Origin of the sequence: Rhizobium sp. CCGE 510 (assembly GCF_000292525.1) — a bacterium.
Classification (GTDB): Bacteria; Pseudomonadota; Alphaproteobacteria; order Rhizobiales; family Rhizobiaceae; genus Rhizobium.
Genome location: NZ_AEYF01000045.1, coordinates 297,880 through 320,710, shown reverse-complemented (window position 1 = coordinate 320,710; position 22,831 = coordinate 297,880). Strand labels below are relative to the sequence as shown.

Here is a 22,831-nt window from a genome sequence, read left to right as displayed (position 1 = left end):
TGTCTAAATGGTCAGACCAGAACTGTGAAGTTGTCAAACGCGAGTTGCGGAAAGCCTGTGGGCTCTACGTCAGGATGAATATCGAAGCGGACGAAGTCGACTGCTCCGAGGGCTTCCAAGGAGATATGCTGGCCATCGGCAATCGTGTCTCCATAGACCGTAACAGCCATCTCACTTACCTTGTTGCCGCCGATATAGCCCTCAAAGGTCACAAGTGCATCGACCCCTTCGTAACCAGGGTCGAAATTGGTCGCGACGTCGACGTCCTTTATCGTGAAGAGCTTGCCGTCAGCGTGATTGAAAAAGGGATTGTAGGGATTGCTGACGACGTACTCGTTACCATCAGCCTCGGCGACCGCCCAGAGATTGCCGTCAAGTTTGTCGCCAAACTTAAAGCCTGCATAGCCCGAGGCGATATCGGGCTGCCCGGGATATTCCCTGGGGGCGTTTTCGAAATCGATGGAGTACATCCCTTGCGGCGGCGCGTTGACGGCGATGTGGAGGTTGCTGACGTCAGTACCGCCTTTTCCATCGGAGGTCTTGAATGAAAAACTCTCCGAAAATATGCCACCAGGTTCAAGGCTTGCCGGGTCGTTGACGTTGTAAGCATAGCTGCCGTTGCTCCAAATCGTCAGCGTTCCGTGCTCGCCCTCTACCGTAAGATATCCGGGCTCACCGGCTTTGTTGGGGATTCTCATGCCGTTGACGAACTGAACTTCAAGCAGATCGCCATCTGCGTCCGAAGCGCTTTCGAGGAGGTTGCCCTCGACGGCTTCCGTTGGGGCGTAGTCGTGGATCGACACGCTGGGCACGGTTGGTTTGTGATTTGCCATGGCTCGCCTCCCTGAGGATGAGCGTGGAAGGATGTCGGGCAGCGACCCGAAAGGCCCAATAAACTTTCTACTTCACTTTGAGTCAAGCAACAAACTGCACGCTGTAAGGGAAGTGCGCAGACCGTCGCTGCGATCGCAAACTTGCAGCGATTAAGAAAGGATGACAACCAGCGGGAGAAGATCAAGCTTGCAACAATTGGTATGTTTGTGACTTCTAATGTAAATGCAACAAGGGCTTAAAGGCTACTACAGGGCAGGGAGATCAGCCCCCGATCCGACCGGCTGGGCCGGGTTGAAAGGGCGGAGCGGGGGCGGGTGATGACGCACCCCTTCGGCTTTAGCTTTCTCAGTAGCAATTGTTCTTTTACCGCTCGATACTCGCTGGGACTTGCATGGCGCAGTTGGGGATCAAAGCCGCACGATGCTTCCGGAAATCAACCTGCAAGGTGACGTCGACATCGCCGCGCTGTCACCACTTCTTCGCGGCATGCTTCTGTCCGTTGCCTATGCTGACGGTGAGGGTGGCATAGGATTGACCGCGACCGACGCCATGAACCGCAAGTTCGTGCATTGGGCCGCTGTGCACTTTCTCTGGTCAGGATTCACAGCCGAGGACCTCTACAGCATGAACAAGGTGCTCAATGAAAGCGACATGCCGCCGCTTTGGGTCGTGCGCGACATGACCCATCATCTGAAGCTTCTTCGCCGGAAAAAGGATGTGCTGCTGCCAACCAGACGCGGCCGGGAGTTTTTGGTGAACCCGCAAGCCTTCTTCGATCTGGTCGCGACGGATTATCTCTATTCGTATGTCCACGCCACCGAGCGGGAAGAGGAGGTCCTAGCGCGTTTACGCTGGTGGCGCATGTTCCTCAATCTTCTCAATATCAAGGCCAGAGAAGGTTGCACGCCAATGGAAGTTGTGAAGGTTCTCTATCCAGACCTGGCGCCTCTGTCGGACACCGAAATGACCATAGAAGCTTGGGAGTTGAAATCCGATCTTCAGTATGGCGTCTTCCAACGCTTATGCTGGCTCGGCTTGCTCTATGAGGCACGAGAGGGGCTCACTCTTCTACAGGACGGATCCTTCCACAAGACGCTACTTTGGGCAGCTTGCCTGCAGTTGGAATCGGATACGCAAAGCGACATCGGCGTGCATTGACGATCTTTATTCCGCCGCTGGCTGCCTCAATAACGCTTTCTCTCGCCGCGCAATCACCGCCGGATCGTTCATGAAGTCCATCCGCCGCCCCGGCTTGCCGTCATTTGTTCACTTCACGCCTGAACACTTCAGCTGGGGTGCAGAAACCAAGGCATTTTCTCGGGGTATTGTTCAACTGATCGATCAGTGATCGTATCGATTCATCAGGAACTGACAGGACAGCAGTATCCCTCGGCAGGTAACGCCGAATCCGCCGATTCATGTTCTCGACGGAGCCTTTTTGCCAGGGCGCAGACGGATCGCAGAACCATGCATCGGTTCCCATTCCTTGCTTCAGTCGCCGCCAGGAGACGAATTCAAATCCGCGATCAAACGTCAAACTTTGCCGGGCATGCCTGGGCAGGGGGCTGAGCACGTCGATGAGCCGCTCCATGATCGGCTTGGACTGCCGGTCGTTGTTTTTGAACAGCATGGTGAACCGGCTCGTCCGCTCAACAACCGTTGCCACATTGGCATTGCCCTGAACCCTTTCGAAGATCATGAGATCGGCTTCCCAGTGACCGAATTCCTTGCGATCGTTGATGGCTTCCGGCCGATGTTTGATCGAACGCTCATCTGGAAAGACTGGATTCTGCGGCTTGCGAGCATATCGCGGCCGGCGCTTTCTCCGCCGTTCCGGGAGAAGCCGCGCGAGTTGGTGCCGTCGTCCTTCTGGTGAATAGACATACCGGTAGATCGTCTCGTGACAGACGCTTGCCTTGGCTGCTGGTTCGATCTTCAGTCGTCCAGCAATCTGTTCCGGCGACCAGCCGGATTCCAACTTTCCGATCACTTCGTTCCGCAGATCCTCGCGACGAAAGAGCTTGCCGATCCGCCGGCGCCTGTCGCGCGCCATGTCGTTGGCGGTCATCGCCCAGTAGCCCTCGGCATCGGGGAATTCCTGATCGTGCCAGTAGTTGCGTTTTATCTCCCGGGAGATGGTCGCACGGTCCCGGCCGAGGCGTCTGGCGATCTCAGACTGGCTAAACTTCTGATCCAACATCCTGGAAATCGATCGGCGTTCGTCAAAACTCAAATGCGAAAAGGTACGGATCAAACCATGGCTCCCGAAAAGCAGGCAGCTTAGCGCCTTTGTTGCAGTTCGAGATAGAATGTACCGTTATAACATACCAATTGTTGCGTAAGAGTTATTATGGAACATGCCTGCTTCGCATCAGCGGTGGGCTGATCGGTGGCGTTGAGAAATTGCCAGGCATCTGTTCGAACGGAATGCCCTTTTCCAGAAGAACAATCGCCGCCCGTTGAACGAATGGGCAAAGCGGATTGCTGACAAGCGTCAGGCTGATGTCTGGCATGATGATCTCGCTGAGTACTGGCGAGGGGTTGTGCGATGTAATGACGGACCTAGAGCAACTGCCCGCCCGAAATGTCGAAGGTGGTGCCGTTCGCCCAGCCAAGGTCGTCGGACAGGATGGCAGCGACCGCGCCGCCGACATCGTCCGGCTGACCAACGCGACCCAGCGCGATGCCCTGCGCCACCCAGGCGTTTACATCGTGATTGTCGCGCACCGCACCGCCGCCGAAGTCGGTCTCGATGGCGCCGGGCGCAATCGCATTCACCCGAATACGGCGTGCGCCCAACTCGACCGCCATGTACCGGGTAAGCACCTCAACGGCAGCCTTGGCCGCCGCATAGAGGCTGTAGCCCGCCATCGTGAAGCGCACGAAGCCGGACGAGACGTTCAGGATACGCCCACCGTCCTCGATAAGCGGCAGCAGCTTCTGCGTCAGGAAGACGGGTCCGCGCAGATGCGTGCAGACAAGCGATTCAAATTGCTCTTCGGTCGCCTCGGCGAAGTTGGCGAACAGGCCGTTTCCGGCGTTGTTGACCAGGAAGTCGAACCGATCGCGACCGAGATTGGTCTTAAGGGTGTCGGCTATCTTTTCAGCAAATGCCGCGAAGCTCGCCGTATCGGTGACATCGAGCGCCAGCATCACTGCGGAGCCGCCCAGCGCCTCGATCTCCTGGCGCAGTGCGGTGGCTTCCGCTGCGCCGCTGCGGTAGGTGCCGATGATGTGGACACCGCGTTTAGCAAGATGCAGCGCGATGTTGCGACCGAGGCCGCGGCTGGCGCCGGTTATAAGTGCGATTTTGTCGGTCATGGTATGCCCTTGTTGGATGGTCGCGTTACGAAGCGGCGACTAAGGCGCCGTCTCGATGTCCCTAACCTACTCGACAACGGCTCATCGGACCCGCCCGATACGCTCAACGTTTTGCCCGATTGTCTCAATCGCTTTACCTGGCCGAGCAACGGTGGCATAGTCGCTCAATGACCGACCATCTCATTCCGCATATCGACATCGCACTGCGCCACGCATCTCCAGGGTCGACCATCACGCCGATCCCGCGGCTGGAGATCAGCATGGGACAGGCAACCACCGGCAAGGCACCATGTCTCTACCGCTCAATGATCTGTTTCATTTTGCAGGGGTCGAAGCACGTTGCGATCAACGACGAACTGTTGAGTTACGATCCTGCGCACTACCTCATCAGCGCCCTTGATCTGCCGCTGATCGGGCAGATATTGGATGCCGATAAAAGTCGCCCCTATATCGCGGTTTCACTGGATCTGGATCCTGCTATTCTGGCCGATGTGGCGTCCACCATGCCGCAGGTGCGCGACACTGATCCGGCAGGTATCGGCATAGCGATCAATCCTATGACGGCGCCACTGCGCGACACCTTGTTGCGTCTGCTGTCGTTGCTCGACACCCCGGCCGACATTCCTGTTCTTGCTCCGATGGCTGAACGCGAATTGCTCTATCGTCTCCTGCAGGGACCGCAGGGACGCCTGCTCCGTCAGATCGCTCAGCCGGAGGGTGCGCTGGGCCGTATACGACGCGCGGTGGCGTGGATAAGGGACAATCACAACACCCGTTTACGCATTGAGGCGCTATGCAATGCCAGCGGCATGAGTCGCGCCAGCCTTCATCGGCATTTTCTGGCGATGACCGGTCTCAGCCCTCTCCAGTATCAGAAACAGCTTCGGCTGCAGGAAGCGCGCCAATTGCTGCTCGCTGGCGATCACAGCGCATCCGATGTGGCCTTCGCGGTCGGATACGAAAGCGCCTCGCAGTTCAGCCGCGAATATTTCCGGCAATTTGGCGCACCGCCGGTGCGCGACGTGCGTCAGATCAGGCAGACGATCGGCAGTCCGGCAATGGGCTGACCGCCCGGCCTGGATGCAGGCTTGCACCGAAATGACCGGACCCAGGCCGCAGTGTAGCCAACCCGTTTTGAATGGCAGACTTTGTCATAAGCCCCCCAAGGCAGACAACCGCGCAGCGCCCAGCCCGTCTGCAAAAGGCACGAGATCGGTTCTGTCTTACAGCACCACGCCGACCGTGTGACGAAGGCAATTGCCTTCAAGCTCGCCAAATTCCGCAACACTACCTGACTTTTCGACATCAAGAGCTGCTCTTACATGCTGACCCAAGCGCCATTCTTTTTGGAAGAAGTCACACAAGCCTGGACGAACGCAACGCCCTTTACGCCGTCATCTACCGTTGGATAGATAACGGCCTTCTCAACGCTAACGCCCTGTTTGGCGGCGTTTATAGCGCGGGCCGCCTCGGTATAGATGGTCGCAAACGCTTCAAGATAGCCTTCCGGGTGGCCGGACGGAACGCGCGAGACGCGGGCGCTGGCGGGCCCGGAGCCGGCCCCGCTGCGGGTGATCAGCCTCTTGGGCTCACCAAACGGCGTGAACCAAAGGTAATTGGGATCGGTTTGCGACCATTCGAGCCCGCCCTTGGAGCCGTAGACACGGATACTCAGACCGTTCTCGTGGCCCGGCGCGACCTGACTGCACCAAAGCATGCCCTTGGCGCCGCCGTCATACCGCAGCATCACATGTGCATTGTCGTCCAGCTTTCGCCCCTCGACGAAACAATCGAGATCGGCAGCAAGGCTTCGAACATTCAACCCCGTGACGAACTCGGCAAGGTTATATGCGTGCGTGCCGATATCACCGGTCGAGCCGCCCGCCCCGCTTTGGATTGGATCAGTACGCCAGACCGCACCTTTCGCGCCCGTCTGCTCGACAGCTTCCGTCAACCAGTCCTGGGCGTATTCCACTTGTACGACGCGGACTTTCCCGAGATCGCCGTTGGCAACCATCTCGCGCGCCTGCCTTACCATTGGATAGCCGGTATAGTTGTGTGTAAGGATGAACAGGGCACCGCTCTGGCCCGCTGCCTTTTTCAGCCTTTTTGCGTCGGCGAGGTTTGAGGTCAGCGGCTTATCGCAGATAACGTGGATGCCGCGTTTCAGGAATTCCCGCGCCGCGTCGAAATGCAGATGGTTCGGAGTGACGATCGAGACCGCCTCGATGCCGTCCCTTCGTCGGGCTTCGCGGATTGCCATCTCGCGGTAGCTGGAATAGGTCCGCGACGGATCGAGGCCGAGGTCGCGGCCGGATGCGATCGCCTTCTCAGGCGAGGCTGACAGCGCACCGGCGATGAGATCGTAGTGATCGTCGATGCGTGCCGCGATCCGGTGCACCGCACCGATGAACGCGCCCGCGCCGCCGCCGACCATGCCGAGCCGGATACGCGGCTCGCGGGTCTGTTTGTTGGATGTTTCGATTGCCATTGTCTGCTCCTAGAATCGATTCCCTCTCCCCAGCGGGGAGAAAATATTCAAAGGACATGGCCCGGTGACGGCGTCACCGGGCCAAAAGGCTAAAGCCCCAGCATCCGCCGGTTGGCCGCCTGGTCCGTGCCGCTGCCGGCGAAATCGTCGAAGGCTTTCTCGGTGACGCGGATGATATGGGCGGCAACGAATTCGGCCCCTTCGCGGGCGCCGTCCTCCGGATGCTTCAGCGCGCATTCCCACTCGACCACAGCCCAGCCGTCAAAATTATTCGCCGTCATCTTCGAGAACACCGCGCCGAAATCGACCTGGCCGTCGCCGAGCGAGCGGAAGCGGCCGGCCCGTTCGACCCAGCCCTGATAGCCGCCATAGACGCCCTGGCGGCCGGTCGGATTGAACTCCGCATCCTTGACGTGGAACATCTTGATGCGGTCCTTGTAGATGTCGATATTGTCGAGATAATCGAGGCACTGCAGGACGTAATGCGAGGGGTCATAGAGCATGTTGGCGCGCGGATGGTTCTTCACCCGCTCCAGGAACATCTCGAAAGTGATGCCGTCATGCAGGTCTTCACCCGGGTGGATCTCGTAGCAGACGTCGACGCCGTTTTCGTCCGCATGGTTGAGGATCGGCGTCCAGCGCTTCGCAAGTTCGTCGAAGGCAGTCTCGACCAGGCCCGCCGGCCGCTGCGGCCAGGGATATTGGTACGGCCAGGCGAGCGCGCCGGAGAAAGTTCCATGCGCTTTGATGCCAAGGTGCCTCGAGGCCGTTATCGCCATCCTCACCTGCTCGACCGCCCATGCTTGGCGCGCCTTCGGATTGCCACGCACCTCGGGTGCGGCAAAACCATCGAAACACTCGTCATAGGCCGGATGCACGGCGACCAGCTGGCCTTGCAGATGACTGGAAAGCTCAGTCACCTCTATTCCGTTTTCACGCGCGACGCCGGCAAATTCATCGCAATAGTCTTTCGATCCTGCGGCCTTCGCCAGGTCGATCAACTGGCCAGCCCAAGTTGGCACCTGCACCCCAACATAACCCATTTCTGCAGCCCATCTGGTGATGGCATCCCAGGAGTTGAATGGGGCGCCGTCGCCTACAAACTGGCCGAGAAAGAGTGCCGGGCCTTTGATCGTCTTCATCGTCAATCCAATCATATGTGTGTGGGTCGAGCCTTTCAGACCGGCGACGGCCAGCTGACCCTTTCGAGTTCAGACACACTCTGCGAGATTGCCCTATCCGGATCAGGTGACACGATCTCAAGAATGGTGGGGCCTTTGTACCCGATGGTCGCAAGCGCCGCAGAGATAGGCGTGAACTGAACAACGCCCGCCCCCACCCGATCATGTCGGAACTCGTCTAGCGGCGTGTCCGCGACGTAGACGGCCGAAAGGTGTTCAGCGACCTTGGGGAGAGTGTCGAGCGCTGACTCGCGACCGTAAGCGGCGTTTGCAACATCATATGCCAGCCCGATGTTAGCCCAGCCATAGTCGTCGAAAAACGCCAGCAGGTCGGCACCTTTATAGAGCCATGACAACGGGTGGTTCTTGACGATCAGCCGCACTCCGAGTTCTGCCGCCCTCGGCACGAGAATGTCGAGGGATGATTTAAATCGGTCCGCGAGCACCTGGGCGCCGGCTGGAAAGACGGGGTTGGTTTTTCCAGGATTGACGACCACGGCGCGCGCGTTCCAGTCGGCCGCGAGCTCCATCGCCGAAGAGACGACGGCGCAGGAATAGTCGCGGCATTCCGGGGAAAGCGCGGCAAGATTGATGTCAAGATTTGGCTGATTGAGTGTTTCAAGCTGAAGACCGCGTTCAGCAAGAATAGTCGCAATTTCCCTGTGCTCGGCTGCTGTGGCCACGCTCGGCCAAAAGTGACCCGGTATGAGCATCATTTCGAAACTGGTGAAGCCCATATCCGACAAATGCCGGATACAAGCCAGTGCTGAGTATTGCGACGTGTACGAGTAGGTATTGATCGTGTAAGCCGCTTCACGAGGTACCATGCGTTACTCTCCGGGGACCGATGTGGAGGTTTTGACCATCTGCAGCGCCCCGCCTGCCCGAGCCGATGCATATGCCGCGTCCATGATCCGCATCATCTCTTCCGCTTCTTTCAACCCGACAAAGGGTTGAGCGCCGGCGGCAGCCTCTTCGAGAACCTTGTCGACGAAGATCGGGTAGTAAATGTCGGTGTCCAGCCGCGCAGTGCGCGTCTGCGTTCCGAAATCCAGTCGATCATGCAGCCGGTAGGCGATCTGGTCATTGCCACCCTGGAAATAGGCCTTGCGCGACCCGATCGTGAACGTAAACTCGCGTTGAATATCGGGTGTCGTCGGAAATGCGTAACCTGTTTCGACCACGCCCACCGTGCCGTCTTCGGTCCGCATGGTCACGATCGAATGATCTTCGACCGGCTCTCCGTGGCTTCGGGAACTCATCATGGCAGAGACCGCAACGACCGGCTTCCCGGTCAGGTATCGGAAGAGGTCGAGGAAATGGGTTGCGACGTTGATGGTGGAACCGCCGCCGGCGATCGCCGGATCCGTCATCCAAGCCGCACCGGCGTCGATGTAGCGCGATGGCGGCCCGACGATAAAGCGGATGGCGTAGTTGGTCACGTCGAGTGGAGCGGCGCGATCGACGTCCGTGATCGTGCCAAGCGTTTCGCTCAGCCGGAAGATCAGCGGGACAGCGACATAAACGCCTGCGGCTTCAGCAAGCTTGCGCAACTCCGCGACTTGATCGGCGTTCGTGGCGCAGGGCTTTTCCAACGAGAAAGGAATCCGACGCTCGACCAGCAACTTGCCAATCTGCGACATTTCGGCATGGCGACCGAAGGCGAACGCAAAATCCGGCTGTTCGTTGGCCAGAAGGCTCTCAACCGAATCATATTCGGGGCAGCCGAACCGCGCAGCAATGGCGGCGCCTTTGCTTTTTTCCTTGTCCGACACCGCGATGACCTCGATACCCGGACGTTCGAGTGCCGAGAGGTACAGAGGCACATGCCAGTGGCTCACTTCGAGAAGCGCAACTTTCATACTAATGATCCTTTTTGAATTTCTGAGGTATTTCAGCTGTTTCAATTGCCCATGAGAAAATTCGGCAGAAACAGCACGAGTGAAGGCGCGAGAATGAACAGGATCATGCTTATGAGCTGCACTGCCATGAATGGCATGAGCGGGGGTGTGACCTGCACCATGGAAACTCGAGCTATGCCGCACGCGGTAAACAGAACAGAGCCTGCCGGCGGCGAAACCTGAGCAATCGCCATATTCAGCGCGAAGATGATGCCAAAATGGATGGGGTCGATGCCGTATTGGACTGCGATCGGCAGGAAGATCGGAACCGTAATCAGGATAGTCGGGGTCGGGTCCAAAAATGTTCCGATGGCAAGCAGGAACAAATTCATCAACAGGAATACGACGATTGGGCTGCTAGTTCCTCCGAGGAGATAGTTCGAGAAAAGCTCCGGCACGCGTTCGAGCGTGATCACCCAACTAAAAGCGAAAGACGTGAAAATCAGAAAAAGGACGAGACCGGTGATCAGGCTCGTGTGAACGGCGCAATCAAGCAGCGATTTCAGATTGAGCTCGCGGTAATAGAATAGACCGATCAAAGCCGCGTAGACGACCGCAACCGCACCGGCTTCGGTCGGCGTGAACACCCCGCCAACGATTCCGGTTACGATAATCCCTGGGGTGACGCCGGGAACGATGGCCCCGCCAAAAGCGCGGGCCAGTCGGCGAAACGAGAAAGGGGCGCCGGCGGTGTAACCTTTGCGCACCGAATAGAAGTAGACATAGACGCACAGCATCACGGCCGTCACGACACCTGGAATTAGCCCGGCGAGCAACAGGCGCGCAATGGATACGTTGGCCGTTAATGCGAAGATGATCAAAGTGATACTGGTCGGCATGAGCATTCCCAGCGTTCCCGAAGTCGCGATCAGCGCCGCCGAGAATGCGCGGTCGTAGCCTTGTTTCACCATCGGCGGGATGATTGCCGAACCAACTGCGGCTGTGTCCGCCACAGCGGACCCGGAAACGCCACCAAAAAACATCGCTGCGATCACCCCCGTCTGTGCGAGGGATCCGCGTATGTGCCCGACCATGGCACTGGACAAATCCACCAGGCGTGAAGTGATGCCACCGCGGTTCATCAGGTCGCCCGCAGCGATGAACAACGGGATCGCCAGGAGCGAGAAGGAATCTACCGTGGTCAACATGCTTTGCGCGGCAGGCATCAAGCCTTCGCCGGTGGCAAGCATGGCAACCATGGCCCCGCCCATGAGTGCAATGGCGATTGGCACATCGATGAGCATGAGAAGGAGAAAAGCGCCCATTAGGATGATAATAGTCATGCGTGTCGTCCTCGTCTGCGATTCAGGAGAGCCTCAAGGGCGTTCGTCGAGGTAGCCGTCGTTTTCTTCGGCCCCAGGCGATGGTCGGCCGCGCAGTGTATCGAAGAGCTGCTTTACGACGACGAGCAGCATGAGAGCGGACGTAACCGGCAGAGCGATGTAAAAATAGTAGACGCTCATTCTCAGGGCGGGGGTTTTTTGAAACTGGAGAATGTTCACCATCTTCCAGCCGTACCAGATCAAAATTGCGAAAATTACGATCACGACGATGTGGCTGAGTGCTTTCACGGCAATTGCCATGGGTTTCGGCAAGAGGTCGATGAGAAGCGTGACCGAATAGTGCCGGCCCTTCATGAGCGCCGCCAGCGCACCGAGGTATGATAGCCATAAGAAGAGGTATTGTGCCAGTTCATCGCTCCAGTGCAGCGGCGCATGAAAGAAGTAACGCCCCACGACATTTGCGAAGATCATCAAGATGATGGCGACCAGGATCGTGGCGCATAACAGTTCCAGGATCCGGGTGAGTGAGCTGTATTTGATCAGCATTTGCGTATTCCATCTGGCCGAGCGAAAGCGGCATGGCAACATGCATCAATAAGGATGGGTGATTGAGGGGACGCGGCTCGACGCGCGGTGCGTCCCCTTCGATTCACTATTTGATGGCGCGAATCTCGTCCAAGAGCGTTCCGAAATCGCCGGCATCTTTTGTGTAAACAGACTCAACCGCTTTTCGGAACGGAGCTTCATCGACGGCGGAGACCGTCATGCCATTCGTCTTCAGCTTCTCAAGAAGAGCATCGGACACGCGCGAATAGAGCGTCCCAGACCATTCCTGCGTTTCCTTCGCCGTCTGCATAATGATTTCTTGATATTCAGGAGACAGGGAATCGAATTTCGCCTTGTTCATGACGACGGCGACCGGAGTCCGGAAGTGGTTCGTCAGCGAAAGATACTTGGATACCTCGTTTTGTTTGGCATACCAGATAGCGTCCGGCGCATTCTCGGCGCCGTCGACGGCGCCTGTCTTAAGGCCGAGGTAAAGATCTCCAAAGCCCATCGGAGTGGCCGTCGCCCCAAGTGCTGTCATGGTATCGACCATCACGGCGCTGTTGGTCGTTCGGATCTTCAATCCCTTCAAGTCATCCGGCGTGACGATGGGCTTTTTCACCGTATAGAAGCTGCGGGTGCCCTGCTCCATCCAGAAGAGCACCTTCACTCCCGTTTCCTCGAGTTTTGTGGCGAGCGACTGACCGACCGGGCCGTTGACGGCCTTCATCATGTGGTCCTGGTCTCTGAATACGTAAGGCAGATCGAATACCCCGAACTCGGGCACGACCGTCGATATGACTCCCGTGGAGATCTTGGCGATATCGAGATTTCCGAGCATCAGAGAGTCGAGCATCGCGCGCTCGTTGCCGGCCTGCTCCGACGGGAAGGTCTCGATCTGAACGTTTTCCCCGGTGCGTTCGGCGACGCGGTTGACAAATCGCTCGATGGCGCGGGCATGTGGGTATTGGCGGACCGTGTTATAGCCAAGTTTCATGGTGACCGGAGCACCATCGATCCAAGGCTGCGAATCCCATTTGTCCTCTGCTTGGGCGGGGCTCAAAAAGCCAAGTCCCACAGCGGCGGAAAGTGCAATAAAGGCAAGTTTATTCATCATGGTCTCCTCCCATAACAAGACGATAGAAACTACATTCAGGCACCCACGAACTGGCGCAGCGGCCAGATTTGGGCCAACTCGCGTGCTGATTTCTTCAAGCTGTCCGCGATTTCTTCATAACGATCAGCGCTCAAACGCATGATCGGTCCGGCGATGCTGAGCGTCCCGACGCTCTTCCCATTGGGAACTGTCACAGGGACTGCGAAAGCGACGGTATTGACCTCACCCTCTTCAATAGCGAGGCCGTAGCCCCTACGGCGCGTTGCGGCGAGTTCTGCTCGCAAATCCGCCGCGTTGGTGATGACATTTCGATTGAAGCGCGCCGGAACCTCGAAGCCTGCCTTCAAGACAATCCCGAGTGCTTCCTCTTCGTCCAAGGTAGATAGCCAGGCTCGACCTACTGCCGTCGCGTGCAACACGACCGGCGTCCCGATATCGGGATCATAGCGGAGCGCTAAAGGAGAGCCCTGAGCCTTCGCAACCCACATCAGGGACTGCCCCTGGACGACCGCAAGACGGGAGAGCTCCTTTGTCTGCTGGCCCAGACGGTTGAGAATAGGTTGAGTGACGTCGGTCAGGCCCGATTCCGCAAGAAACCGAAAGCCGAGGCCTGAGGTTTTCAAGGTAAGCCGATACCACTCGCTGCTGGCATCCTGCTCCAGATAGCCGCGCTCGACCATTGACGTCACCAATCGGTGTGCCGCTCCCTTCGGAATGTCGCAACGGCGGCTGATTTCGCTCAACGATATGCCGTGCGGATGCTCGACGAGAAGTTCAACGACGTCCAAAAGCCGATCTATTACCAATTGCGACATTGTTATCCATCCATTTGGAACACTGTTCCAGAATACGCATTAGAGGTACCTGTGTCAATGTTCATGTCGCTGCGGACTGATGTCTTCCGCCGGACCGGGTGGCACCACCTTCTCGCGGTGGGGGGGCCAGTACCGCTGTCCAAAAAAAGCGGCAGCATACACAGCTTGTCCCTCATGCATCGCCCGCCCCGATTGCGTGCGGCAACCGCGCTCCCGCGCCGCTAAACCGAACGCCGTCGGATCTGGCTTGGTCACCACGTCGACAACAGCCATCCCCGGACGTAAGCGCTCGACGTCGACCGGAAACGGATCCCCGGGGTTCATGCCGAGCGGCGTGGCATTGATGACAATGTCGAAGCCGGTAGGATCGGGTTCGCTGACCGTAACCGGGCAAAGTGGAAAGGCAGCCGAAATTTGCGCCGCGACACGTCCAGCCACCGTCGTATCGAGATCGAATATCGCAAGCCGCGCTGGATTCATCTGCGCCAGCGCAAATCCTATCGCGCTTCCTGCGCCCCCGCACCCGACGAGAAGGATGCGCTTGCCGGTGGGATCGTTCCCCTCCCACAGCATGCCCAAAACGCAACCCCAGCCATCGAAAATCGCCCCGCGCCAGCGGCCGTTCGCCTCGCGCCTGGCAACATTGATCGCGCCGACTTGCTGCGCGGTCGGATCGAGATCATCGACACGACTGGCCATGAGCCGCTTGTGCGGCATCGTAACGAGCAGGCCGGCCAGGTTTCCAGTCTGGCGGACGCCCGACCAAAATCCCTCGAGATTCTCGGCTGAGACGCAAAGGGGAATGCAGACGGCGTTCGTTTTTGATTCCTCGAACAGGCTGTTGAACAGTGCCGGGGAGCGGACCGATGAGATTGGATCACCGATCAGAAACAGCAACCGAGTTGCCCCGTCGATATCCAGCGCGGGGATTGGATGCGACGTAGTTTTTTCTGGCGTGTCCACGGAGGCCTCCATTTTTCATCGTTATCGGAGTCGTGAAGCGGAAACCGACGCGTCGCGGGATGTTGGAAGTAGCCCGAGGGGGCGGCGCCCCAAACGCCGGGTTGGCTTACCCCGAAGGGGCGCTGTCTTCCGCCGGACGATGCGGTAGGCACTCGTGTCAGGCTTCCGCTTGTCCTGTGATCGCATCGTAGACGCAACGCACGATAATGTGGTGATAGATGACGTGGAGATCCTCGATCTGCTCCATCATCTCGAGCGGCGCGCGCAGGCAGACATCGCACAGGTCCGCTATTTTCTCCGCCGACGGACGCGCGCTGGTAAAACCGACGAGCGTGGCGCCGCGCGATTTCGCGAATTCCAGCGCGTGCAGCACGTTCGGCGAACCGCCCGAGCCACTGATCCCGATAACGACGTCGTCCGGGCGAAGGTAATTGGCCAGCTGCTCGGTGAACACCCGATCGTAGCCGATATCGTTGCCGATGGCCGTCAGCCAGGCGCTATTGTCGTTGAGACTCAGGATTCGAAGCCGCTTACGCCCCCCCGCTCCATCGTCGGCAATCAGCAGTTTGCCGGCATCGGTCGCCATGTGGCTTGCAAGAGCGGCTGATGCTCCGTTTCCGAAGACGAAGACCTGGCGTCCTTCGCGGAATGCGGTTTTTAGAACCTCTGCCGCCTGGTCGAGCCCGGAGAAATCCGTCTGTCCCAGGGCATCCTGAACGGCGGTTACATAGGTGTTCGGTTTCATATCGCTTCTCTTCGTTGCTTAGAAAATACCAGAAGCCCCGCGCCGATCAGCGCTGCTTCTGCCCGTAGAGTTGTTCGCAGAACTGGAGGGGCGTGTTCGGGCAAAGTGATTGCGTGCGCCAAAACTTCCCTTTGCAGCCTGCGGGTATCAAGGCTCTCGGCCACCCCGCCACCGATGACAATCATGTCAAGGTCGAGCAGGTTGGCCGCATGTGAAAGCGCACGTCCAATATGGACATGCACCGAGTCGACAATTTCGACGGCTCGCGTGTCTCCCGCGAGAGCCTTGTCGAACACGTCGCGCCCACTTGAAACCTCAAGGCCGCTTTTGATCGCCGCCTTGAGAATTGCGGTCCCGGACGCCACCGCCTGTAGGCAGCCGTCACGGCCGCAACCGCAGGGCGGGCCGGGGATGGCAACGGCCATGTGCCCGATCTCACCGGCAAGCGCGCGAGGCCCTTCGAACAATCGCCCGTTCAGGACCAGCGCACCTCCGATGCCGGTCGACACTGTGACCCACAGGAAGTTCGCGCACCCCTTTGCGACACCGAAGCGCTGTTCCGCCAAGGCGCAGGCGTTGACATCATTGGCAATGAATGCAGGAAGCCCTACGGCATCCGACAACATTTGAGCGAAGGGCACATCGCGCCAGCCCTGCGTCGGCGCAAAGCGAAGCACGCCGTTTTCCGTGTCGGCAAGCCCGGGCACCGTGGCGCCCACCCCGGCCAGCGAAAGCAGATCGAGCCCTAAACGCGCCGCTATTGTCGCAAGCTCGTCGGCCGCAGCCCTGGCCACCTCAGCAGGCCCGCCATCCGGCGTGGCGAACCTTGTGCTCGCCAGGACCCGCCCCGCCTCGTCAACGAAGCCAATGGCGAGCTTGGTGCCGCCGAAGTCCACGGCTGCAGCAATCGCCAAGGGGGGCGCTTCAGGCTGCATCACGCTGCCGCATCTTCTCGCGCTCAGCTTCCAAGAGGCCGATCCAGGTCTTCATATAGAGGTGGTGGTGGTTCCAGAACATCGCGCTGACGAGGTTGCCATCGACGCAGATTGGGCCCTCGTCGTAAATGCCGCCGCAGACTTCAAGGTCGAACCGGCATTTGGGAACGCAGCTCATGCGACGATCCTTAACGCAACCCGCCCGCGCCGGAATCTCGACCCCGTGGCAAACACTGGCAATCGGCTTGTTGTGTTCGAAGAAATATTGGGTAACGCGAATAAGGTCCGGATCTTCCCGAATGTATTCCGGTGCGCGCCCACCGCTGAAAAAGATCCCAGCGTACTGCGACGGGTCGATATCGCGGAAGGCGATGTCGGCGTCGATCTTATAGCCTTCCCATTCCCGCGTGATGTCCCAGCCTTCCGTATGTTCATGCATGACCATGTTGTACCGCCGCTTTTCGGGACCGGCCACGACGGCTTGAAAGCCCTCCTCCTGAACGCGCAGGACAGGGTAAAGCGTGTCTACCGTCTCGGTGGCATCGCCAATGATGATCAGAACTTTGTGCTGCATGCTGCGTCTTCCTTTTTCTATCTCGCGCTAATTGGAACACTGTTCCAAAATGCTTGAGTGTGTGATACTTGTCAACCTCAAATCCGGCCGTTGGGGCTGGACCTGGATCCGGAGAGAGTCGTTGAGCCTCACCTTTTCGCTTTCGCATTTGATGCTGCTGCAGATTGCGCCACCCGCCGCAGTCGATATCGCCGCACGAGTGGGATATGATTTTATCGGTCTGCGCCTTCTGCCGTCAGGCCCTGGTGGCATCGCTTATCCGCTGATGAGTAATAGGGCGCTGATGCGCGACACGCGTGCTCGCCTTGCCGATACCGGAATGCGCGTCTTCGACATCGAGTCGATCAGCTTGAACACGACAACGGCTCTGGACGATTACCTCCCGCTGTTTCAGGCAGGGGCCGACCTCGGGGCGCGTACGGTGCTCGCATCATGCTACGATCCGGATCCCGAACGCGTGGCCGACAATTTCGCGGCTCTGTGCGAAGCGGCGGCCGGATTCGGCCTGATGGTTCACCTGGAGTTCATCCCTTGGAGTGTGATCAGAACACCAATGGAAGCACGCCGGATGATCGAGAGCAGCCAGCAGCCAAACGCGCGTGTTTTGCTCGATACGCTCCATCTCGACCGTGTGGGCGGAACGGCGCAGGAGCTTTCCAGCCTCGCGGGCGGGCTGGATTATATTCATGTCTGCGATGCTCTGAAATATGCGGGCGGCGGTGACGAAGAACGCCTTCACACGGCGCGCTTCAACCGCCTCTTGCCGGGTGATGGGGAAATCGATTTCCAGCCGGTCATCACGGCTATTCCCGCCAATGCCGTGATCGGCATCGAGGTTCCCTCGACCTCAATGATGGAACGTTTCGGGGCGGAGGAGCTGGCGCGACGGGCATTGTTGGCGGCAAAGAAAATAATCACCGCACATGCTTCTGAGTGTGACGTGTCGCCCGATCGATGATCGAGCAGGTATTTCCGATCAAGGCTCCCGGCTGACGGCAGTTCGGACGTTTTGAAGCCTATAAAAACCAATATCGGCGGGGCCAGTTGCTCCCGCTTCGCTCCAAAAATTCGCTGACAGCGTCGCGTCGGACCACGCTTCGAACGGCCGTTCGTCGCCCCAGCCTTCCACGAGCAAAACCCATGCCGGGATACGATTGGCCTCGGCGCGATGCTTCTGTTCTTCGGTCCTGATCGCGCTCGCGCCGACATCGGCAACCAGCAGATGAAGCCCAGCGATGCCCGGTTGACGCGATAGGCTGGGCAGGATCACATTCTTCATATGCGTCAGATGATCGACAGCCGACGCCTGAGGCACATCGTAACGCAATGTCGCGATCAACCCGCCTTCGCCATGACTAGATGTGTACTCGACCCGACAAAGAGACCGCGCAACGTTGCGGAAATGCTTCACCGTAGCCGTGGTCCATGGCGTCGGAGAATTGAGGCGGGAAAGGTAGTCGGAGCCCTTCAGGACTTCGGGTGACGATGTTTCATAAAGGTTGAAAAATTCCAATCCGGCGCGCGTGGCGACATATCGGCGGCCCCGGATGAATCCGGGTATGTCGGCGCGCTCCGGCATATGTTCCTCGCCATGCCAGGCGTAGAAATCATCGCGTCCCTCCGGGGCGATGTCATGCCAGATCGCCACGGCGCCGGTTCCCACAAGACTCATACTCATGTTCCTTTCCATTTTTTATGCGTTACAACTGCATTCCGGCTTCGCTTGGTCGGCACGCGACACGGTCACCGTTCAAACCGCTCCAGCATTTTCCTTAACTGCGCGTTTTGCAGCTTTAGCTTTCTGGCTAGCTGACCCCTGAGCACCCTGATCTCTTCATCGAGGTTCATCTCGTCTGCTATGTGGATAACCTGGGAAAAGTTCGCAACCGCTACCGCTTCCTTGCTGCGACTTCTTTGCTTGCGCGGTGCGACCTCGACAGCTCGCTCGATCTTCGCATGCGCAGCGGTGGCGGCATCAGCAGTACCGCCCAATAAAGCTGAAGCAGCGGGCTCGACGATTTTGGCGTCTTCGCCGTCGACCTTATCGTGACGATCGCTTTCGGCTGTTTCGGAACGTACGGGCTCTGCAGAAATTGCGGCAGATTGATTTTGACGATGCAGCTCTTCGCTTGCCGGTCGATCAGCGCTATTCACACTCTCCTCGGCAGGCGCGTCAGTCGGACCGGCAATAGGCAACGCGCCCGGCGCAACCCTCTCGGTCGAGCCGCTTTCTCTCTTTTGTTCGCGTCGCGGTGAGATCAGTCGGGCAAGAAATTTCCAGGGAGACGCCATCTATCCGACCTCGCGCTTTATCCCGCAAGCAGGCTGCGAGTTCTAAGTCCGGCAACAGCATCACCGCCGCCAAAGTGTTCGTCTCGATAAGCATAGAAATGCGGCCGGTGATTGACCGGCTGCTTATATCAATCGAGCTTGAGCCGTTTGCGCAGATCGGCATTTTCAGCGCGAAGTTTTTCGGCCAGAAGCTTGCGCAGTCGCTGATTTTCCTCTTCCAGCTGCAAGAGATCCGACATTTCATCGATCGCCGTCATGGGCGCGGCCGGGGCTGCCTGCACAGACTTCGGAGCACGGCGCACAGGTGCACGTTTGGCACTGGACACAGCTTCGACCACCTTTGCCTTGGGCCCCCTCCTCTTCCCACCACCGGCGCCGACCTGAGCAACTGCTGGCTCTGCCGTTGCGACAGCTGGCGCGGTCTCGAGTGCCGCGACTTTCTTGGTGCGGGGTTTACGCTGTTTCTTCGGCGCAATGGGGGTTTCGGCAACGGTCGGTACATCGGCTTTGACTATCGTAGCAGTTTCGTCGGCCATGCTCATCTCCTGTGTATCTGATGCAGTTGTTGACGCGCCGAGAGGCGGAGTCAACAACGGCTCGGCCTGATCTGGTTCCGATTTGCCACTCGGAGAGCTATCTGACAGATACGGCATTGCCTCTTCTGTTAGGTCGCGAGCGACAGACTTTAAATCCATGTTGCCCCAGATCGAGTTCGAGCTGGAATCGAGTTTTCGCCTGCCGGTTTTGTACTCGACGGCAAAACTGCGCTGCACTTTTTTCAATATAAGAAGCCCTTGAATACACGGGATGGTTTGGTGATATGCTGGTACATGCGGAATAAGGATTACCGGCCTACCCCTCTATACCCACCTACGATCCTGCGCACAATTCCGAGTGTGACTAACCGAACGTGGTTATGGCCGGAATGCATAAGGCTGCGAGATGCCTTGAAGAAGCCCCTCGTCACAACCAGGTAGCTACGACGGCGATCACTACCGGTCGACCTTAAACAAAAGCGAGAAGCTGTGGTTGTCTTTGGTTAAATCGCTGAAGAACTGAGACCGTCAAGAGCCTGATCAACCTGATGCCGGCCTACTTGACAGGCCACAACGAGGTGAGGACCGATGCTCAGGCGGACATTCGATTGCCGAGGACAAACTTGTATCGCTCGGGCCGGATGAAGAACTCCGACCATTCGGCGCAGGCGCCATGATCGAAATATGAGGTCCGTTCAAGGACGAGCAAAACCGCATTCGCATCAGCGCCGATCAACGACGAAATTCTAGGCGGGACTGCGCGCGCGCCTATCGCGATTTCGGCGGAGGCAATATCGGCACCCGCCTTGTCTTTAAGAAGTGCATAAGTCGGCTGTTGTTCGACCGTTTCCAACACCAGTTCGGACATGGCGACGGGCAGTAGGCTTCGGCCTAAAGCGATAGGCTCGTCGTCCACCATGTGAAGGCGCTCCAACAGCGCGCATCTTGCCCCGAACAACGAGACGAAGGCCGATGGCGTTTCAATCGCGGTCAGCTCGACGATCCGCATCGTGGCATCGAATCCCTGTACTTTCAGCGACTCGTGAAAGCTGCGCAGCGTATCGATCTGGTGGCGGACCTGCTTGCCCGCCACGAAGGTGCCCTTGCCTTTCCTGCGCTCGATCAGCCCATCCTTGTCGAGCTGCTCGAGGGCGAGGCGAACAGTGACACGGCTGACGTCGAAGCGCGTCATGATCTGCGATTCCGATGGCAGTCGCCCGGAGGGCTCGTATCTTCTTTCGGCGATCTCGCGGCGAAGCCGATCGGCAATCTGCAGGTACATCGCCACCGGGTTATTGCGTATCAGGCTCATCTCATTTCCATCAGGGTTAAAAAGACCACGGACCGCTGCGGCTTTGGAATAGCGTTCTCTTCTGCCGCCGGACAGGGGAAGACCGCACTTTGATAACCTGTATTATAATGTATTAAAAATTGAGGCAATTCCAACCTCAGTCGCTCGAGCGCAAAATGGTATCGATCTCTCTTGCCCCGGAGCCTTCATCCGGCGCCACCTTCTCGGTAAGTGGCATGGGTTTCGCTTATCCCGAAAGCGGACGCAGCATATTCGAACACTTCTCCCTGGAAGCACGCCCAGGAGAATTTGTCGCGGTGCTAGGTCCCTCCGGCTGCGGCAAGTCGACATTGCTCAATCTGTTGTCCGGCTTCCTGCGGCCGCAAGTGGGCCACATCACGATAGACGGCGCGCCGGTTGCGCCGGAGCATTCGACACTCGGATATGTCTTCCAATCGCCCAATCTTTTCCCCTGGCTGAGCGTACTGGAAAATGTTCGCTTCGGCCTTCGGATGAACGGCAAGGGATCCCCGCAGGAGCAAAGGGCCACCGCCCTCCTTTTTCTGCGGCTTGTCGGCCTCGAAGAACACGCGGAAGAACTGCCTCACCGTTTGTCGGGCGGCCAGCGTCAACGCGTTTCGCTTGCGCGATCGCTGGCGCTTGAGCCGCGTCTGCTGCTCATGGACGAACCGTTCGCAGCACTTGACGCCATGACACGCTCAGCCCTCAACGACGAACTGCTGCGCATCTGGTCGAGCCTGGGCCAGACGGTCCTGTTCATCACGCATGACATCGATGAAGCGATCTATCTCGCGGACCGGGTCCTTGTCCTCGGTCTGCCATCGGCCGGCATCACGGCCGAAGTGACAATCGGTTTGCCGCGTCCTCGCAACCAGCGGGGCACGCGAGCCAATCCTTTGTTTGCGCAACTGCGCGAGCGGCTCGCTGAGCAAATCGCCGCGGTCATGACCAGCAATCAACGTGTTATCTGAAGGGGACCATTCGATGAAACGCATCCTACCTGCAGCTTTTCTGGCACTTGCTGCCGTCTGGCCCGTCCATGCGCAGGAGGCGCAGCCGCTTCGCATCGGCTGGGTCCAGGCCATGGCAAATGCGCCTGTCCTCATCGCCGAGGAAAAGGGCTACTTCAGGGAAGAGGGCTTGAACGTCGAGCTCAAGGGGTTCGGCGACGGACCCGTCATTCAGCAGGCCGTAGCGGGAGGGGAAATCGACGTGGCCTATATCGGCGCCCCGCCCGTCTATCAATGGGCCGCGCGCGGGCTCGAGGCGAAGATCATCGCCAAAGTGAACTATGGTCAGGCGGCCCTGATCGCGAAGGCCGATGGCTCCATTCAAGCGCTCTCAGACCTCAAAGGCAAGAAGCTCGCTGGCGTCAACAGAGGAAGCGGCATGGACGTGCTGCTGCGCGGTTTCGTGCTGAAGGAGACTGCCGGGCTCAACCCGGACGCCGACCTTCAATTGTCGCAGATGCCCGTCGGCAACATGAACGCCGCGCTTGATACCGGGGTCGTGGATGCCGCCTTTTCATGGGAGCCCTTCATCAGCCAGTCGGTGCTTCGCGGCGCAGGCCGTGTCGTCTTCGACGTGAACGGCGCCCTGCCCGGTTATCCATGGTATGTCGTGGCAGCACCTGCAAAAACGCTGAAGCAGCGTCCGGACGATCTCGTCAAATTGCTGCGGGCCAATGCCAAGGCCATCGCCTTTCTCCGTGAGCAACCCGAAGAGGCCAATCGGATCATCGCCCGCAGTTTCAAGCTGGAATCCGTGAAGGCTGCCGATGGAAGCGTCGTTCCGCCAGAAGTGATCGTCGCAGAGGCCAGGAAACGCCTTGGCTGGTCCGCCGAGATCGAGCCATCCGACCGCGCCTTCATTCAGCGGCTCATCAATTACTCCGTCGATCTCGGCATTCTCAACAAGCCATTGAATGTCGACGACATCATTGACGACAGTTTTGCCGCCAAAGCGGCCGCTCAGCGGTGAGATCC

At 58.4% G+C, this 22,831-nt stretch carries 24 protein-coding genes and 1 pseudogene; 5 read left to right on the top strand and 20 right to left on the bottom strand.

The window, feature by feature from the left end:
- Window positions 1-11: 11 nt before the first annotated feature.
- Window positions 12-833 (bottom strand): Ig-like domain-containing protein, encoded by an 822-nt coding sequence (locus RCCGE510_RS25615; protein WP_007634802.1) that lies wholly within the window; start codon window positions 831-833, stop codon window positions 12-14.
- Between the two features lie 421 nt (window positions 834-1,254).
- On the opposite strand from RCCGE510_RS25615, the gene RCCGE510_RS25610 reads away from it, so the two are divergent.
- The gene (locus RCCGE510_RS25610; RefSeq protein WP_007634800.1) at window positions 1,255-1,992 is read left to right on the top strand and encodes a hypothetical protein; all 738 of its coding nucleotides are present in this window, start codon (window positions 1,255-1,257) and stop codon (window positions 1,990-1,992) included.
- 100 nt (window positions 1,993-2,092) lie between these two features.
- Here RCCGE510_RS25610 and RCCGE510_RS25605 read toward each other — a convergent pair whose 3' ends face one another.
- The 3 genes and pseudogenes from RCCGE510_RS25605 to RCCGE510_RS25600 all read right to left on the bottom strand — a co-directional run bounded on the left by RCCGE510_RS25605 (window position 2,093) and on the right by RCCGE510_RS25600 (window position 4,155).
- A complete protein-coding gene (locus RCCGE510_RS25605) occupies window positions 2,093-3,088 on the bottom strand; it encodes an IS30 family transposase (protein ID WP_037079695.1) in 996 nt (331 codons plus the stop codon).
- A 157-nt stretch (window positions 3,089-3,245) separates the two neighbouring features.
- Window positions 3,246-3,347, bottom strand: a pseudogene (locus tag RCCGE510_RS35655) (glutathione S-transferase N-terminal domain-containing protein); the annotation flags it as partial.
- Between the two features lie 49 nt (window positions 3,348-3,396).
- A complete protein-coding gene (locus RCCGE510_RS25600; RefSeq protein WP_007634794.1) occupies window positions 3,397-4,155 on the bottom strand; it encodes an SDR family oxidoreductase in 759 nt (252 codons plus the stop codon).
- A 167-nt stretch (window positions 4,156-4,322) separates the two neighbouring features.
- Here RCCGE510_RS25600 and RCCGE510_RS25595 point away from each other — a divergent pair, with 167 nt between their 5' ends.
- Window positions 4,323-5,222, top strand: a complete 900-nt coding sequence (locus RCCGE510_RS25595) for an AraC family transcriptional regulator (RefSeq protein WP_007634793.1) — start codon at window positions 4,323-4,325, stop codon at window positions 5,220-5,222.
- A gap of 251 nt (window positions 5,223-5,473) precedes the next feature.
- On the opposite strand, the gene RCCGE510_RS25590 is transcribed toward RCCGE510_RS25595, so the two are convergent.
- From RCCGE510_RS25590 to RCCGE510_RS25535, 12 genes are all read right to left on the bottom strand, one after another.
- A complete protein-coding gene (locus RCCGE510_RS25590) occupies window positions 5,474-6,646 on the bottom strand; it encodes a Gfo/Idh/MocA family oxidoreductase (protein WP_007634792.1) in 1,173 nt (390 codons plus the stop codon).
- An 89-nt stretch (window positions 6,647-6,735) separates the two neighbouring features.
- A complete protein-coding gene (locus RCCGE510_RS25585; RefSeq protein ID WP_007634791.1) occupies window positions 6,736-7,788 on the bottom strand; it encodes a sugar phosphate isomerase/epimerase in 1,053 nt (350 codons plus the stop codon).
- Between the two features lie 35 nt (window positions 7,789-7,823).
- A complete protein-coding gene (locus tag RCCGE510_RS25580; RefSeq protein WP_007634790.1) occupies window positions 7,824-8,654 on the bottom strand; it encodes a sugar phosphate isomerase/epimerase family protein in 831 nt (276 codons plus the stop codon).
- A 3-nt stretch (window positions 8,655-8,657) separates the two neighbouring features.
- On the bottom strand, window positions 8,658-9,689 hold the full coding sequence (locus RCCGE510_RS25575) for a Gfo/Idh/MocA family oxidoreductase (protein WP_007634786.1): 1,032 nt from the start codon (window positions 9,687-9,689) through the stop codon (window positions 8,658-8,660).
- Between the two features lie 41 nt (window positions 9,690-9,730).
- Entirely contained in the window at window positions 9,731-11,011 is a 1,281-nt protein-coding gene (locus RCCGE510_RS25570) for a TRAP transporter large permease (protein ID WP_037079692.1), read from the bottom strand.
- Between the two features lie 33 nt (window positions 11,012-11,044).
- Entirely contained in the window at window positions 11,045-11,557 is a 513-nt protein-coding gene (locus tag RCCGE510_RS25565; protein ID WP_007634783.1) for a TRAP transporter small permease, read from the bottom strand.
- A 106-nt stretch (window positions 11,558-11,663) separates the two neighbouring features.
- Window positions 11,664-12,674, bottom strand: coding sequence for a TRAP transporter substrate-binding protein (locus RCCGE510_RS25560; RefSeq protein WP_037079689.1), 1,011 nt, complete (start codon window positions 12,672-12,674; stop codon window positions 11,664-11,666).
- A gap of 35 nt (window positions 12,675-12,709) precedes the next feature.
- Window positions 12,710-13,489: an IclR family transcriptional regulator gene (locus RCCGE510_RS25555; RefSeq protein WP_007634780.1), complete on the bottom strand. Its 780-nt coding sequence runs from the start codon at window positions 13,487-13,489 to the stop codon at window positions 12,710-12,712.
- A 54-nt stretch (window positions 13,490-13,543) separates the two neighbouring features.
- Window positions 13,544-14,452 carry a shikimate dehydrogenase gene (locus RCCGE510_RS25550; protein ID WP_240539684.1) on the bottom strand — a complete coding sequence of 303 codons (909 nt, stop codon included), beginning with the start codon at window positions 14,450-14,452 and terminating at the stop codon, window positions 13,544-13,546.
- 157 nt (window positions 14,453-14,609) lie between these two features.
- Window positions 14,610-15,197, bottom strand: a complete 588-nt coding sequence (locus RCCGE510_RS25545; RefSeq protein WP_007634776.1) for an SIS domain-containing protein — start codon at window positions 15,195-15,197, stop codon at window positions 14,610-14,612.
- A complete protein-coding gene (locus tag RCCGE510_RS25540; protein ID WP_157179938.1) occupies window positions 15,194-16,111 on the bottom strand; it encodes an ROK family protein in 918 nt (305 codons plus the stop codon). Before RCCGE510_RS25540 ends, RCCGE510_RS25545 begins: the two co-directional genes overlap by 4 nt.
- 10 nt (window positions 16,112-16,121) lie before the next feature.
- Window positions 16,122-16,706, bottom strand: a complete 585-nt coding sequence (locus RCCGE510_RS25535) for a DJ-1/PfpI family protein (RefSeq protein ID WP_007634774.1) — start codon at window positions 16,704-16,706, stop codon at window positions 16,122-16,124.
- A 121-nt stretch (window positions 16,707-16,827) separates the two neighbouring features.
- Between RCCGE510_RS25535 and RCCGE510_RS25530 the strand changes: the two genes are divergently transcribed.
- A complete protein-coding gene (locus tag RCCGE510_RS25530; protein ID WP_007634773.1) occupies window positions 16,828-17,664 on the top strand; it encodes a sugar phosphate isomerase/epimerase in 837 nt (278 codons plus the stop codon).
- An 18-nt stretch (window positions 17,665-17,682) separates the two neighbouring features.
- On the opposite strand, the gene RCCGE510_RS25525 is transcribed toward RCCGE510_RS25530, so the two are convergent.
- From RCCGE510_RS25525 to RCCGE510_RS25510, 4 genes are all read right to left on the bottom strand, one after another.
- The gene (locus tag RCCGE510_RS25525; RefSeq protein WP_157179936.1) at window positions 17,683-18,354 is read right to left on the bottom strand and encodes a hypothetical protein; all 672 of its coding nucleotides are present in this window, start codon (window positions 18,352-18,354) and stop codon (window positions 17,683-17,685) included.
- 95 nt (window positions 18,355-18,449) lie between these two features.
- A complete protein-coding gene (locus tag RCCGE510_RS25520) occupies window positions 18,450-18,998 on the bottom strand; it encodes a hypothetical protein (RefSeq protein ID WP_007634771.1) in 549 nt (182 codons plus the stop codon).
- Between the two features lie 128 nt (window positions 18,999-19,126).
- Window positions 19,127-19,780, bottom strand: coding sequence for a transcriptional regulator (locus RCCGE510_RS33745; RefSeq protein ID WP_081525790.1), 654 nt, complete (start codon window positions 19,778-19,780; stop codon window positions 19,127-19,129).
- A gap of 346 nt (window positions 19,781-20,126) precedes the next feature.
- Complete coding sequence (locus RCCGE510_RS25510) at window positions 20,127-20,846, bottom strand: GntR family transcriptional regulator (protein WP_007634769.1); 720 nt, start codon at window positions 20,844-20,846, stop codon at window positions 20,127-20,129.
- A 155-nt stretch (window positions 20,847-21,001) separates the two neighbouring features.
- On the opposite strand from RCCGE510_RS25510, the gene RCCGE510_RS25505 reads away from it, so the two are divergent.
- A complete protein-coding gene (locus RCCGE510_RS25505) occupies window positions 21,002-21,817 on the top strand; it encodes an ABC transporter ATP-binding protein (RefSeq protein ID WP_037079686.1) in 816 nt (271 codons plus the stop codon).
- Between the two features lie 13 nt (window positions 21,818-21,830).
- Complete coding sequence (locus RCCGE510_RS25500) at window positions 21,831-22,826, top strand: ABC transporter substrate-binding protein (RefSeq protein WP_007634767.1); 996 nt, start codon at window positions 21,831-21,833, stop codon at window positions 22,824-22,826.
- Window positions 22,827-22,831 lie beyond the last annotated feature (5 nt).

What these genes read in the sequence shown, in the direction of transcription:
- RCCGE510_RS25580 (WP_007634790.1), bottom strand. Translation starts at nt 8,654, where the DNA reads ATGGTACCTCGTGAAGCGGCTTACACGATCAATACCTACTCGTACACG.
- RCCGE510_RS25600 (WP_007634794.1), bottom strand. Translation starts at nt 4,155, where the DNA reads ATGACCGACAAAATCGCACTTATAACCGGCGCCAGCCGCGGCCTCGGT.
- RCCGE510_RS25520 (WP_007634771.1), bottom strand. Translation starts at nt 18,998, where the DNA reads ATGGCGTCTCCCTGGAAATTTCTTGCCCGACTGATCTCACCGCGACGC.
- RCCGE510_RS25575 (WP_007634786.1), bottom strand. Translation starts at nt 9,689, where the DNA reads ATGAAAGTTGCGCTTCTCGAAGTGAGCCACTGGCATGTGCCTCTGTAC.
- RCCGE510_RS25555 (WP_007634780.1), bottom strand. Translation starts at nt 13,489, where the DNA reads ATGTCGCAATTGGTAATAGATCGGCTTTTGGACGTCGTTGAACTTCTC.
- RCCGE510_RS25615 (WP_007634802.1), bottom strand. Translation starts at nt 833, where the DNA reads ATGGCAAATCACAAACCAACCGTGCCCAGCGTGTCGATCCACGACTAC.
- RCCGE510_RS25560 (WP_037079689.1), bottom strand. Translation starts at nt 12,674, where the DNA reads ATGATGAATAAACTTGCCTTTATTGCACTTTCCGCCGCTGTGGGACTT.
- RCCGE510_RS25545 (WP_007634776.1), bottom strand. Translation starts at nt 15,197, where the DNA reads ATGAAACCGAACACCTATGTAACCGCCGTTCAGGATGCCCTGGGACAG.
- RCCGE510_RS25595 (WP_007634793.1), top strand. Translation starts at nt 4,323, where the DNA reads ATGACCGACCATCTCATTCCGCATATCGACATCGCACTGCGCCACGCA.
- RCCGE510_RS25535 (WP_007634774.1), bottom strand. Translation starts at nt 16,706, where the DNA reads ATGCAGCACAAAGTTCTGATCATCATTGGCGATGCCACCGAGACGGTA.
- RCCGE510_RS25610 (WP_007634800.1), top strand. Translation starts at nt 1,255, where the DNA reads ATGCTTCCGGAAATCAACCTGCAAGGTGACGTCGACATCGCCGCGCTG.
- RCCGE510_RS25585 (WP_007634791.1), bottom strand. Translation starts at nt 7,788, where the DNA reads ATGAAGACGATCAAAGGCCCGGCACTCTTTCTCGGCCAGTTTGTAGGC.
- RCCGE510_RS25505 (WP_037079686.1), top strand. Translation starts at nt 21,002, where the DNA reads ATGGTATCGATCTCTCTTGCCCCGGAGCCTTCATCCGGCGCCACCTTC.
- RCCGE510_RS25565 (WP_007634783.1), bottom strand. Translation starts at nt 11,557, where the DNA reads ATGCTGATCAAATACAGCTCACTCACCCGGATCCTGGAACTGTTATGC.
- RCCGE510_RS25510 (WP_007634769.1), bottom strand. Translation starts at nt 20,846, where the DNA reads ATGAGCCTGATACGCAATAACCCGGTGGCGATGTACCTGCAGATTGCC.
- RCCGE510_RS25590 (WP_007634792.1), bottom strand. Translation starts at nt 6,646, where the DNA reads ATGGCAATCGAAACATCCAACAAACAGACCCGCGAGCCGCGTATCCGG.
- RCCGE510_RS25500 (WP_007634767.1), top strand. Translation starts at nt 21,831, where the DNA reads ATGAAACGCATCCTACCTGCAGCTTTTCTGGCACTTGCTGCCGTCTGG.
- RCCGE510_RS25570 (WP_037079692.1), bottom strand. Translation starts at nt 11,011, where the DNA reads ATGACTATTATCATCCTAATGGGCGCTTTTCTCCTTCTCATGCTCATC.